Origin of the sequence: Gilliamella sp. wkB108, assembly GCF_001690195.1 — a bacterium.
Taxonomy (GTDB): Bacteria; Pseudomonadota; Gammaproteobacteria; order Enterobacterales; family Orbaceae; genus Gilliamella; species Gilliamella apicola_L.
Window position 1 is genome coordinate 1 of sequence record NZ_LZGM01000104.1, and the last position, 13,928, is coordinate 13,928.

At 32.3% G+C, this 13,928-nt stretch carries 11 protein-coding genes; 2 read left to right on the forward strand and 9 right to left on the reverse strand.

Features of this window, described 5'->3' with window-relative positions; genetic code table 11:
* Positions 1–321: 321 nt before the first annotated feature.
* Positions 322–3,030, reverse strand: coding sequence for a magnesium-translocating P-type ATPase (gene mgtA / locus A9G11_RS11565; protein ID WP_065619769.1), 2,709 nt, complete (start codon positions 3,028–3,030; stop codon positions 322–324).
* Between the two features lie 691 nt (positions 3,031–3,721).
* Between mgtA and A9G11_RS11570 the strand changes: the two genes are divergently transcribed.
* A complete protein-coding gene (locus A9G11_RS11570) occupies positions 3,722–4,420 on the forward strand; it encodes a hypothetical protein (protein WP_065619770.1) in 699 nt (232 codons plus the stop codon).
* Positions 4,421–4,519: 99 nt separating this feature from the next.
* On the opposite strand, the gene A9G11_RS11575 is transcribed toward A9G11_RS11570, so the two are convergent.
* The 8 genes from A9G11_RS11575 to hutW form a co-directional block, all read right to left on the reverse strand.
* Positions 4,520–6,415, reverse strand: a complete 1,896-nt coding sequence (locus A9G11_RS11575; protein WP_065619771.1) for a DNA topoisomerase III — start codon at positions 6,413–6,415, stop codon at positions 4,520–4,522.
* Between the two features lie 15 nt (positions 6,416–6,430).
* Positions 6,431–7,198: a GNAT family N-acetyltransferase gene (locus A9G11_RS11580; protein WP_065619772.1), complete on the reverse strand. Its 768-nt coding sequence runs from the start codon at positions 7,196–7,198 to the stop codon at positions 6,431–6,433.
* 43 nt (positions 7,199–7,241) lie between these two features.
* On the reverse strand, positions 7,242–8,243 hold the full coding sequence (gene zntB / locus A9G11_RS11585; RefSeq protein ID WP_065619773.1) for a zinc transporter ZntB: 1,002 nt from the start codon (positions 8,241–8,243) through the stop codon (positions 7,242–7,244).
* Positions 8,244–8,327: 84 nt separating this feature from the next.
* The gene (locus A9G11_RS11590) at positions 8,328–9,101 is read right to left on the reverse strand and encodes a heme ABC transporter ATP-binding protein (protein ID WP_065619774.1); all 774 of its coding nucleotides are present in this window, start codon (positions 9,099–9,101) and stop codon (positions 8,328–8,330) included.
* A gap of 16 nt (positions 9,102–9,117) precedes the next feature.
* Complete coding sequence (locus A9G11_RS11595; RefSeq protein ID WP_065619775.1) at positions 9,118–10,107, reverse strand: FecCD family ABC transporter permease; 990 nt, start codon at positions 10,105–10,107, stop codon at positions 9,118–9,120.
* 43 nt (positions 10,108–10,150) lie between these two features.
* Positions 10,151–10,789 (reverse strand): NAD(P)H-binding protein, encoded by a 639-nt coding sequence (locus A9G11_RS11600; RefSeq protein ID WP_065619776.1) that lies wholly within the window; start codon positions 10,787–10,789, stop codon positions 10,151–10,153.
* A 13-nt stretch (positions 10,790–10,802) separates the two neighbouring features.
* Positions 10,803–11,303 (reverse strand): heme utilization cystosolic carrier protein HutX, encoded by a 501-nt coding sequence (hutX, locus tag A9G11_RS11605; protein WP_065619777.1) that lies wholly within the window; start codon positions 11,301–11,303, stop codon positions 10,803–10,805.
* Between the two features lie 11 nt (positions 11,304–11,314).
* Entirely contained in the window at positions 11,315–12,733 is a 1,419-nt protein-coding gene (gene hutW / locus A9G11_RS11610) for a heme anaerobic degradation radical SAM methyltransferase ChuW/HutW (protein ID WP_065619778.1), read from the reverse strand.
* A gap of 324 nt (positions 12,734–13,057) precedes the next feature.
* Between hutW and A9G11_RS11615 the strand changes: the two genes are divergently transcribed.
* Positions 13,058–13,909 carry a heme/hemin ABC transporter substrate-binding protein gene (locus A9G11_RS11615; protein WP_081298552.1) on the forward strand — a complete coding sequence of 284 codons (852 nt, stop codon included), beginning with the start codon at positions 13,058–13,060 and terminating at the stop codon, positions 13,907–13,909.
* Positions 13,910–13,928 lie beyond the last annotated feature (19 nt).

Consider the following 13,928-nt stretch of genomic DNA (forward strand, 5'->3'; position numbering starts at 1 on the left):
TAACCCCCTTTAAAGGGGGTTATTTATATTTAAAAGAATGATTAAAATAAATCAATAAAAGTTACTTAGCTAATAGCTGTTGAGCTTTTTTTTGTTTGCGAGTTTTAATCAACATAATTAAATTTTTATGTGGAGTTTTCATATGTAATTCTCCTTTTTGTTATAGTTATTTATATATTATACAATATATAATATTTTTTTTAAAAAAATCAAGAAAACCTTTCCTTTTTATTTACTTTTAAAATACTCATTTAAGTTTAAATCAGTTATTGATGAAGTAGATAAGTAATAATCATATTATTACTTATCTTCTGCCACTAATTAGAACCACTGTCCAAAACGTTTTATATAAATACGTTTCATTAATTGAGCAACACAGCAATAACAAAATAATGTACCTACTAACCATGGGAAATACGTCCAAGGTAATGCCTCAAGCCCAATTAAACTCCCTAGTGGTGAGAATGGGATATAGATACCAATAGCCATAATTAACATGGTCATCACAATAACAGGAAATGCTGCTGTACTTTGTACAAACGGGATTTTCTGTGTTCTAAGCATATGAACAACTAATGTTTGTGATAGTAATCCTTCAATAAACCATCCAGAATGGAAAAGAGATTGAGCCTCAACACTATTTGCACTAAATACAAACCACATTAATGCATAGGTTGTAATATCAAAAATGGAAGATGTTGGCCCTATCCAGATCATAAAACGACCAATATTAGGGGCGTCCCACTTACGAGGTTTTTGAATAAACTCTTCATCCATTTTATCCCATGGTAATGATAATTGAGAAATATCATATAACAAATTCTGTATTAATAAGTGAATTGCTAACATTGGTAAAAAAGGTAAAAATGCACTTGCGACTAATACTGAAAAAATATTTCCAAAATTTGAACTTGCCGTCATATTAAGATATTTCATTATATTACCAAAAGTTTCACGTCCACAAATCACCCCTTCTTCTAAGACCATTAAACTCTTTTCAAGTAATATAATATCTGCAGATTCTTTTGCAATATCAGTGGCAGTATCAACCGAAATACCAACATCAGCATCGCGTAGTGCTGGAGCATCATTAATTCCGTCACCCAAAAAACCAACCGTATGACCATTTTCCTGCAATAATCGGATGATTCGAGATTTTTGTAACGGTGTTAGTTTTGCAAAGATTGTACGTTGTTCAATTTGTTTTTTAAGTTCAATATCATCCATCTTTTCGATTTCGACACCAAGTAGTGGAATACCCGGCTCTAATCCAACTTCACGACAAACTTTAATGGTAATTATTTCGTTATCCCCTGTTAGAACTTTTACGCTAACACCATGTTCATTCAATGCTGCGATTGCTTCATAAGCACTTTCTTTTGGCGGATCTAAAAAAGTCAAAAATCCACGTATAGCTAGTTCTTTTTCATCTTTAACACTATATTGTTTTTTAGTTTCTGAAGCAGGGATCTCTTTTATCCCAACAGCCAAGACTCTAAAACCATCTTTATTATAGTTATGTGCTAGTTCAATTAAATCTTGTTTACGCTGTGCATCTAATGGTAAATATTCACCATTTTGATAAACATGACTAGCAATTGAAAGCATCTCTTCAACTGCACCTTTACAAATCATTAAATGTTTATCATCACCATTTTGCACTACTACTGATAAACGTCGACGTACAAAATCAAAAGGTAATTCATCAATCTTGGAATAATGTCCAATACTCGTTTTCTTTACACTAGTTTTTTCTTCTGTAAAACGAATAATGGCTTTATCCATTAGATTTTTCATACCACTTTGATAGTAACTATTAAGCCATGCAAGTTCTAAAACTGATGGATCTATTTGTCCATTGATATCAAGGTGATGTTCTAAGATGATCTTATCTTGAGTTAAAGTGCCAGTTTTATCAGTGCAAAGTACATCCATTGCACCAAAATTTTGAATGGCATTTAGACGTTTGACCACAACTTTACGTTTGGCCATACCGACTGCACCTTTAGCGAGATTGGCACTAACAATCATTGGTAGCATTTCAGGAGTTAATCCTACCGCAACCGCTAGAGCAAAAAGGGTTGCTTCTCCCCAATCCCCTTTCGAAAAACCATTAATTAATAGTACAATTGGTACCATAATTAACATAAATCGAATCAATAACCAACTAACACTATTTACACCGCGATCAAATGATGTTTCAGCACGAGAACCTACAATAGATTTTGCTAGTGAGCCAAAATGCGTATCAGAACCAGTAGCAACAACAATGGCTTTTGCTGTTCCACTTACTACATTAGTTCCCATAAAACAGACATTATTGACATCCAAAATATTATCTTTAGTAATTTCAGAAACTTCTATTTCTTCTGTCGTTTTTTGTGATACTGCACCTAAAGTATCATACTTTTCGACCGGTATTGATTCCCCAGTTAACACAGCTTGACTAACAAATAAATCTCGAGATTCAATTAATCGAATATCTGCTGGGATCATATCTCCTGCTGATAAATAAACAATATCACCAGGTACAATTTCGTTTAAAGGAATTTCAAACTTTTCAGCATTCATATCTTTATGCGGACGACGTAAAACCGTCGCAGTTGTACGAATCATCGATTTTAACGCCTCAGCCGCTTTATTAGATCTGAATTCTTGCCAGAAACGTAATAATCCACTAAGTGACACCATTGTTAAAATAATTATTATACTGGTTATATCCGTTTCTTCTCCTTGTTGATAAGGTAACCAATAATCAGTAAAAAAACTGACGATAGCTAAGATTAATAAAACAAAAATGAAAGGATTATTGAAAGCCATTAATAATTGAATAAATATTGATGGCGCTTTTTCTCTAGCCACTTCATTTTTGCCATATTTTTCCAAGCGTGATTTAGCGTTTTCTTGAGTTAATCCATCAAGATTGGATTGATATTTAGACAAAATACTATCAAGACTATTTTGAGCCTCATTAAGTGCTTTTATCCCTAAATTAGTTTCTGTCATAATTTTTGATGTTTTTTTAGTCATCTTTAGTACCTATACTTATAATTTTTTAGACAAAAAGATCCTGACTCATAATTAGAAATTAATTATAAGAAAGTAAAATTTGTGATAAGCAAATATTTAATGCATAGCAAAACTAGTCAATAAGACTATTGCTTAACGTAAATAAGCCTATAAAAGAATTAAATAAGAATTAGATACAACTCGGTGGTTCTAAATGTTTTTCTGAAAGATATAAAACACAAAGCATTAAAGCTTGCGTAATATGATGTTTTGAAATTGTGTGATAGCGTAAAAAAGGCATATCGTTCACCGTTACCGTATTATCAATTTCGGTTCGTGAACTGAAAAAATAGCTATTTAGACAGGTTCATTAACCGATAAAGATTTGTTTTAATTTATCTCCCCACTTTTTGGGGTGACCCGATTGAGCGTCCATATTTCTCCTGTATATTGAACTCAAAGCTTTGTGTTTCAACTTTTCTTAACCCTCATTTTTAACCACCTTACAGTTAAAAAAGTAAGAAAAGCTCAAAGGCGGGCAATTTATACGCCTTTGAACGAAAGAAGTCAACAAATTATCAAACCCAAAGCCTACAACTGCACAAAAAAAGCACTTAAAGTATTAACAATTGAAATTGAGTATATAATTGATACAAGTTTTGTTTAATATAAGTTACAATCGTCAAACTATTTTTTAACTAGGAAATTTAATATGGAACTTGTTGAATTATTAAAAGACAATTGGATTAATCTGGTTATTATTTTCGTTCTTTCCTTTATTGGTTTTTTCTATAAAAAACGCTCTAAAGATAATTATTTTGACAATATTATTAGATATACTGATATTTTAGAAAAAACACCACAACCTAAATATCAAAAAGATTATCTTAATAACATCAAGAAAAAACTACTTTGGGAAAAAGTGTGTTTTTATAAATCAGGCAATGTAGAAAAAGAAAGAATCGCCATATCATTAGTCAACGCAGATGTTAATGATATAATCAACCTGTCACGATTAAATTTGCTAACACAATACTTTTCTATTAAACAAAATCAAATTCTACCTGTTAAACCATTTATGGTTAAAGAGGTTATAATCAGTACTATAGCATTTTTCCTAGCCTTTATAATTATTATATCTAATATCAATACAGCTTTTCATTCTCCTTGGATAGTGAGCATTATTATTGCAATTTTAACCATTTTTGTTATCGCGATCATTGCCTTGCAATTTGCTCTCAATCCGATAAAAAGATTTAAAACCTATCGATCAATACTTAAAGATAATGAGTTCTTAAAAAGAGCTAATAGTGAATTAGCAAATATTCTTAAAGATAGTGAAGAAATTAATACTAATATTATTGAAGAAGTCATTGACGAAGAAGAAGAACAAGATCAACCAATATCTTAATATATCGTCATTGCAATTGATTATTATCTAAATTCAAAACAAAAGGATGAGAAAAACGAGTAATCTATATTTTTCACATCCTTATACTTTATATAAGGTCTAAGATTTAATATTCAATCGCGTGTGTTTTAACTGATTAACTAGATTGAAAAGGGATATATTTAGTTGCTGCATGAATTGTTGGTAAGAAAAGTCTTTCTTACTTATTTCCTCCAGTTGTAATTCCCAATGTGCCGTCATATCTGGCGTAGACATAATATCTGGTAAGGCAAAAATAAGATTTTTTCCGACAATTGTTGAACGAATTGATTTACCTTGTCGTGTTAGAAATCCTCGCTTAAATAATAATTCAATAATCCCTGCTCTTGTCGCTTCAGTACCTAGTCCATCTGTTTCGCGAAGTATTTTCTTTATATCAGGATCTTTAACAAAACGAGCAATACCAGTCATAGCTGAAAGCAAAGTAGCATCGGTGAATGGTCTAGGCGGTTGTGTCTCTTTACTTATGAGTTCAGCGTCAATGCATTGTACTATTTCCCCTTTCTTAACTAGTTTTGTTAATAACGCATTATTTTCATCATTATCTACATCTGAATCGACTTTGTTATTATTTTTATTCTTAAATAATATTTTCCATCCTTCATCTAACATTTGGTTCGCTTTTGAAATGAATTTACCACCTTGAATATCTACATCAATCTGTAACTCGGCATATTTATAGACAGGATAAAATTGTGCTAAATATTGAGTAGCAATAACTTGATAAACTGTTTTTTCATTATTAGTCAAATGTTCCATTTTTGCTTTGCGTAGCGTAGGAATAATGGCATGATGAGCCTCTACTTTTTTATCATTCCATGCCTTAGAACGTAAGGTAAAATCTGCATTATTAATGGCTATTTGTAACTCAGGACAATTATTTTCAATCGCTAACTTCACACCATTTATCTGTTTGAGATGTTCCTCAGGTAGAAAGCGACAATCTGATCTTGGATAAGTAATTAATTTATGTTTCTCGTATAGTGACTGGCAAATATCAAGTACATCTTGTGCGCTCAATCCGCTTTTTTTAGCCATTTCGATTTGTAGTGCTGAAAGATTGAAAGGTAATGGTGGCGCTAACTCTTTCTTTTTATTACTGACTTTATCAATTGTACCGTTTTGGTTTTTAATTCGTTGACACACATTTTCAGCTAGCCCTTTAACTAAAACTCTTCCCTCTTCATCTTGATAAGGAGTGCAGGCTTCACTGGGTTGCCACTTCGCTTTAAATATTTCTTTATGTTTGGTTTCTAATACAGCAAAAACTTCATAAAAGGGTTTAGGAACAAATTGTTCAATATCTAAATCTCGTCGAACGACTAAACCTAAAATGGGAGTCTGTACTCTTCCTATTGACAATACACCACGATAACCATTTTTTTGCCCCACAATAGTACAAAGTCGACTCATATTAATGCCATATAGCCAATCCGCTCTAGCTCTTGCTAATGCCGAAGTAGAAAGTGGAATGAAATCTTGATTACTACGTAACTGTTCAAGTGATTTCTCAACGGCACTCGCATTTAAATCACTGATTAAACAACGCTGAATTGTTTTGCGTTTATCTGGTGATAATTGACAATAATTTAATACTTCATCAACAAGTAATTGACCTTCTCTATCAGGATCACCTGCGTGAATTATTTGATCTGCTGATTTGATTAATTCGACTAAAATATTAAATTGTTTTTCTGTATTACTTTTGGGCATCAATATCCATTTGTCAGGTACAATCGGTAAATCATTAATTAGCCATTTTTTATAACGCTCATCATAAACTTCTGGTGTTGCTTGCTCTAGCAAGTGTCCAATGCACCAGCTAACAATATCACCATTTCCCGCACGAATAAAACCATTACCTTTTTGAAGAGGTTTAGGTAAAACATCAGCGATAGCTCTTGCAAGACTAGGTTTTTCGGCAATAAATAAACGGTAAGATTGATTAAATTGCATAAAAAATAGTATTCATTAAAAATTCCAAACAACATATGCCTGATAGGCTCTATCAAATTTGTAACCTAATTTTGTCGCCAATTTTAAAGATTGTTGATTATGGGCATCCCAATTAGGATAAATATGATTCTCTAAACAACTCAAAATTAGTTTGGCACAACAAATCAGTGCTAATCCATTTCTTCTTTCATCCTCTCTAGTATCAACTTCAATTTCAATACCATTATCATATACAAGATATGATGAAGCGCCGGAAACAATAACATTATTTTTTAAAATAACAAAACCTAGACCCGACTTTTCAAATTCTGAATAAGAGGCAAAATTGCTACATAAATCTTTTGCCCATTTAGATCTAACAATATTTCGATAACATTTATTATCAATACGTTGTAATTGATAATCTTGGGGTAATGTTGAAATCATAGATTGAAGTTTTTCAATATCAAATGTAGTATTTTGACAAAAACTATAACGTGTAATTTTTTCAAAGTTTTCAGGATAGCTATTTTCTACTAAAATATGCCATTTTTCATTAGTTGGAATAAATATAGCGTACTTTTCACTGTACTCTTTGGGTTTGAAGCGAAGAATATCAGAATTTGGTATACCTGCGAAAAAAAAGAAACAACCAATATTAATAAAAGCTGAGCTAGGTTGTAATAAATTATCAGTATAAGCAATTCCTATTTTTCCTTGCCAATAAGCCTGAATCAAAGTTTGATGAACATTCTTAAATAGTGATCTAATAATATGTGTGTCTTCAACTTTATAAAAATTCATGACCACTTATTTCCATTAGTATTGTTAAAAATAGTAAACAAAGTTACCACCATTTTTTGAATTTTAGCCAAATTGCAGAGCCAAGACAAATTGCAAGAATGACTAATACTAAACCAACAAAAGACCATTGTTGATCATTAAATGGTATACCCGATAAATTTACCCCTAGTAAACTAGTTAAAAATGTTATTGGTGTAAAAATGATAGTAAATAGTGACATTAAATAGATACGTTTATTAGTAGATTCAGCTAAAAAGCTATTGATTTGCTCCATTATTGAAGCCAACCTAAGTAAACAACTATCAATATCTGATACATAATGATTTTGTTGATTAGAAATATCATGCAATCGTTGGCGATCATTATCATCTATCCAAGAAATTCTTTCGGTAGAAATTTTCACAAAAATATCTCGCTGAGGCGATAATAATCGCCTCAACACAATTAATTGTTTACGCACTCGCCCTATTTCTTTATGAGAAAATATGCGTTGATTCAATACTAAATCTTCAAGTTTAATGATCTTATTATGTACACTGTCAAAAGATAAATTGACTTGATCACTGATTAATTCGGATATTTGAATTAACCAATCCGCTACATCAACCGGACCGATCCCTTTTTCTAAATTATCTTTTAATTGAAAAATAGCATCAATTTGCTGATGTCGAGTTGATATAATTAAGTTATCTGTAATATAAAATCGAAAGGTAACGATTGGATCTGGTAGTTCATTAGGTATGTAATTTACACCTTTTAAAACAACTAAAATACCGGAATCAAAGCGAATTTCTTTTGAAATTTGGTTAGGTTTAATTAGTTCATTTTTGACTAAATCAGGGATCAGATCGGTCGAACGAATCCATTTAATGGTTTCTGGTTTTGCAAAATCTAAATGGATCCAACATGGTTGTTGAATTGTTGCTTCACTTTGATTACTTAATGGGATTGCTTTTCCTTTACCATCCAATTGACAGCTAAACACAGGTTCAGCCGATACAAAACGAGAAGCAGGAATTGAATTAGTATTATCTAAGTTAGCCATAATGCTCCACCAGCAGATTAAGTTTGTACAATTATATACCTAAACACGGTTAAAAAGCAGTGATGCTAAATGGTTATTTTAAAATTAAGGATTTAAATAGATCTGCGGAACTAAAGTGTTATTAGGATGATGATAGATACCCAATTCAACACCATACCACTTATGAATATTTTCCACTGTTAATACTTCAACTGGTGTTCCTTGTTCAACAATTTTACCTTGATTTAATAATATTATTTTATCAGCATATAAAGCGGCTAAATTTAAATCATGCAATATACAACAAACAGCTAAACGTTGATTGGTCGCTAACTGTTTTAATAATCGTAATGTGTGTTGTTGATGATATAAATCCAAAGCTGACGTCGGTTCATCTAAAAAGAGTAATTTTTCGCTTGGCTCAGGTTGCCATAATTGGGCTAATACTCGTGCTAACTGTACGCGTTGTTGTTCTCCTCCGGACAAACTACGATAATCACGATCTGCTAATCTTAAACAATCAGTTTGAAGCATTGTTTCATCTATGGCTTCAACACAATGAGCTTTACCGTATGGCGCCCGTCCCATAGCTACAACTTCTTTAACCTTAAAAGGGAAAGATAGCTGACTTTGTTGAATCATCACCGTTCTTAGTTTAGCTAATTGTTTTGCAGACCATTGAGATAAAGGTTGATTAAGTAAATAGCACTCACCGGAAGAAGGAGCTTGATAACCTGTTAACAAACGTAAAAGAGTTGATTTACCCGCACCATTTGGTCCGATAATAACGACGATTTCACCTGCATTTATATTTAAAGATACATCATCAATTAAAGTTCTAGTTGCACAATGAAAAGTTAAGTGTTCAGCTGTTAACATAATTGAATTCCATCTACTATTTATGCCTTAAAATTAACCAAAGGAAATAAGGGCCACCAATTAGACTGGTAAAAAGTCCTACAGGAATTTCAGTTGGAGCAACTAATGTTCTGGCTAACGTATCAGCTAGCAATAACAAACATGCACCGCCGAGAGCCGAACCTGGTAATAACCAACTGTGATTAGCACCAATACGTAACCTAATCATATGAGGAACAACCAAACCGACAAAAGCAATAATTCCACTTACCGCAACTGATGTGCCAATAAGTACAGAAGAGAGTAATAATAAATATCGCTTAATTCGTTGTACATTAATACCTAGATAGTGAGCATCTTCATCACCAAGTTGTAAAATATTAAGTTGGTGAGAGAGATTAAAGACACAGATTAATGCAGGTATGATAAGCGACATCGCCACAAAGACCAGATCCCAAGAACCTTTGCCTAAATGTCCCATTGACCATAAAGATATCTGTCGTAATTGAGCTTCATCACTGATATAACTTAAAAAGCCCATTATTGCACCAATAATAGCATTAATGGCAACACCTAATAATATCATTTTTGCCAAATTACACTGCTCATTAAGGCTATAAAGATAAATCAACAAGCAAATAAACAAACTTCCTGCAAAGGCTGCTACCATTTTGCCATACAGCATCATAATTGGTGGAAATATTGCAGGAAATAAAATAGATATGCCGACCATTAACCCCGCACCACTACTAATCCCTAGTAAACCAGAATCAGCTAACGGATTTCTGAATAAACCTTGCATTACCGCACCTGAAGTTGCTAATGCCATTCCCACAATGACAGCTAAGACAATTCGAGGTAAGCGCACATTTAACCAGATATTCCATAATGGATCATCATGGGACATAGTTATTAATTGGGTGATAGAAAATTTTAACGCACCTGAGTTTGCCGAAAAGATAATTAATATCAAAAGAATGGCACACAGTCCCCATAATAAAGCTCGATGATTATAATTGCGCACCAATTAACCTCGTTACTACTATCGATTTAATCATATGGTTAAATTACTAATAATTTATTTTTAAACTAGGTTCAATTACACTATAGATACGATTATCAATTTGTTGATCATCAATCTTGTTTATGATTAGTCTTGCTAATTCAGTACGATGTATAAAACCATGAACTTCTTGCTGATGATAACAACGCCCTTCACCTGTTGCGTCACCATCGACAAGACCTCCGGGTCTTAAAATTAGATAATTTAAAGAACTTGTTTGTAACCATACCTCAGCTAAAGACTTTTCTCTTACTGCTTGACCAAATGCTTGTTTAGCGCGTGCAGATAATGTTGGCCATGAATCACCACAACCTAATGAAGTGACTAACACCATATGATTAATGTCTGTTTGTTCAGCACAATCAATAATCGTTCGCTGTGCAATGTAGTTACCAGTAATGCCACCTAAGGTCGAAATAATTGTCGCATTTGATCCTGCTAATTCACATAATTTCTTTACTAATGAAGCATCAGTAGCATCTCCAACATAAGCTTCTATCCCTTGTTCAGCTAACTGTTTTGCAAAATTTGCATCTCGGACTAAAACAATACAACGCCACTTGGGCTGGCATTGTATTGCTAATTGAGAGATCTGATAGCCTGTCCCTAATTTCGGACTTATACCAAAAATTAATAATGTTTTCATGCTATTTTAATTCTTAATTAAGTTTTTGTACTAATGATCTATATTTTTCTAATTGATCCGTTTTTAATTGATGTTTAGAATCACGACCAACAAAAATTTTGAACATTGATTGTCCACTATGATTGAGGAATATAATAGATGCAGTTGACATCTTCATAAATTTTCGCTCAATAAAGGCAATATATTGACAATGTTCAGCCCTAATGTGACCACTTAATCCTTTTTGATGTCGTAAATTGAAATATTTATCACTATGTGTACCTGGAGGTAATTCACCTGAGATTTCTGCAATAATATCACCAGAATGAATCAAAAACATTACCTCACCCCAAGTAGAAACTTCATTCCAAACAGCATCAAAATTATCACCATCCACTATTTTTGCATTTGGTAACGCTTGGATAACTTGTGTCAAGGTAACTTGATGATCTTGAGCTATTTTTTCTAATAACTCTTCAGGATTGCTTTGCATATAATCTGCTAATTTTTTATTAAATGTTAGTTTATCTACCATGTTGATACCTTTTAATTATGTAATGTTGTTTGCGTGTTTTGTTTATGTGAATGTGATGTAGGCATAGCATGACCTGCTTTCATTAATTGTCGTTTTTGTGCCATCTCTTTTTGTAATTCTATATGTTCAGGATTATTTAGTTGCAACAATAGTTGCTGTAATGCTTGAAGGATATTACTTGACCAAAAACGACCTGATAAAGTTAAATTCAAACAACGATCCTGATTTAGTAATAAACCAACTTGCTGCCACTGCTCAATTAAAGGATCAAACAACTCACTATGTTTAGTTAATTTAGTTAAATCTACTCTTCCTTTTTCAATTCCTGCTTGTAGCTGATATAGCCAATCACCCAATAATGATTTTCCTGTTAACATCATTAAAGGTTTTTTCCCTTGATCCAACGTAGCATAATACAGGTTTAAATCTCGATGTAACATGTATGATTGCCCACCTAAACGCCCACCAGCACACGAACCAAAAGCAAAAAAATGTGAACCTTGTTTGATTAAAGAATTATATAAATTACGTTCTCGCGTTGTTTTAGCCCAGTGAGCATTAGTTAAATGCAACCAACCTTGTTTAGCCAAAAAGTTGGCACCTTGATGATAAAAATCACATTTATCAGTCACTGTCGGCAATACAATACGGTTATTTTCTACTCCTTTAGCCAAAGGAGTAGTTGGTAAAAGATTTAGCGAATAAAGGTCAACACCATCTAAAGGTAAACTATCAGCAATTTGTAAATCTCGTTGCCAAGTTTGAGCGTTTTGATTGGGTAATCCAAACATTAAATCACAAACTAATGCCACACTGTCTCGCAAAGCAATGCGTTCAAAACCTTGGATAATTTGTTGTTCAGTTGATTGACGACCTAGCCTTTGTCTAATTTCAGTATTAAATGTTTGAATGCCTATCGAAAAACGGTTAGCTCCGGCTTCAATATAACTATCGATACGATCATCATCAAAATCTGAAATACGACCTTCTATAGTAATTTCACAATCAGGTGCTAACGGAGCATATTGTTTTAAGTAACTAATAACTCTAGCTAGTTGACCCGCAGCTAATGCTGAAGGTGTTCCACCACCAAAATAGATAGCATGAATAGGTGCCGATTGCATAGCTTTACTATTGATTTCTAGAGATATTTCTTGCAATAAATAATCGACGTAAGTTTTCGTATCAAATTTTCGTAATGGGTTTTGATAAAAACCACAAAATTGACAGTGAATATCACAGAAAGGGATATGAATATATATTAACCTTTTTTTCCCTGTTAACTCACTGTTTTGTATTATTTCCCATTGCTGATCAACTTCATTCGAACTTAAGGGTAAACTTGCTTGCAAAGGCATTACTGCCCAGCGATCTTTAAAAGGTAAAACTGAATTTAAAGCATAATAAGGGCTGACATCTATTGATTCCATAACAACAATTCTTATATTTATAATCCTTTTTTAAATTAAATAATAATTATTATCATTTATCAATGTTTTTATTTACTTTTTTTATAAATAGCTGCTTTTTGATTATTTTTTGAAAGACTTCAGACAAATAAGCAATTTAAAAGATAATCAAGAATTATCAATTAAATATACTTTTTTATTGTTAATTCAAAGATATTAAATAAATAAAATAGTCAGATACAACAAAATTAATAAAAAAAATTTTATAGTTTTATTGATAATAGTTATTATTTTCAATACTATTATGCGGCTCAATTTTTTAAAAAATAAATAGGGAAATGAATAATGAAGAAAAAAATAGCTGCAAAAATAAGTATATTTTTGTTAATTTTTACCTTCAACAGTTTATTTAATTTTAGTTCAGCTAATGAAAGAATTGTTGTTGCAGGTGGCTCACTAACTGAAATTATTTTTGCTTTAGGCGCAGGAGATCAAGTAGTTGGTGTTGATAAAACAAGTAATTATCCTGAAGAGGTTAACAAGCTCCCACAAATCGGTTATTGGAAGTTACTAAATATTGAAGGAATCTTATCCCTTAAACCATCTCTTTTTATAACATTAAATGATATAGAGCCAGACAATGTTATAAGTCAAGTTACTCAAGCGAAAGTTGACGTATTGTCACTACAACGTATCCCTGGCACACTTGATTTGCTCTATAGTAATATAGAAAAAATTGCCAATAAATTGAATAAACAATCACAAGGGCAAGAACTAATAAATAAAATTAAATCTAACCTATCAAAAATTCAAGAAAAAATCTCTACTCACCCTAATAAAGTGAAGGTGTTATTTTTAATGAGTATGGGTGGAACTAATTCAGTAGCAGGAAAAAACACAACTGCTGATGCTCTTATCAATATTGCTGGTGGTGAAAACCTAGCAACGCATACAAGTTATAAAAGCTATACCGCCGAATCATTAATTGCTTTAAATCCTGAAGTCATTATCTTCAACAGTCATTCTATTGACCAATTGGGCGGTAAAGACAAAGTAAATACAATTCCAGGTATAACTGAAACGAATGCCTTTAAAAACCATCGTATCATGATTATTGATGATAGTTATCTATTTGGTATTGGACCAAGAGTTGATGAAGTCGCAGATATACTTTATCAAGGTTTTTATCCGCAATAATTTACAATTAAACATTAGA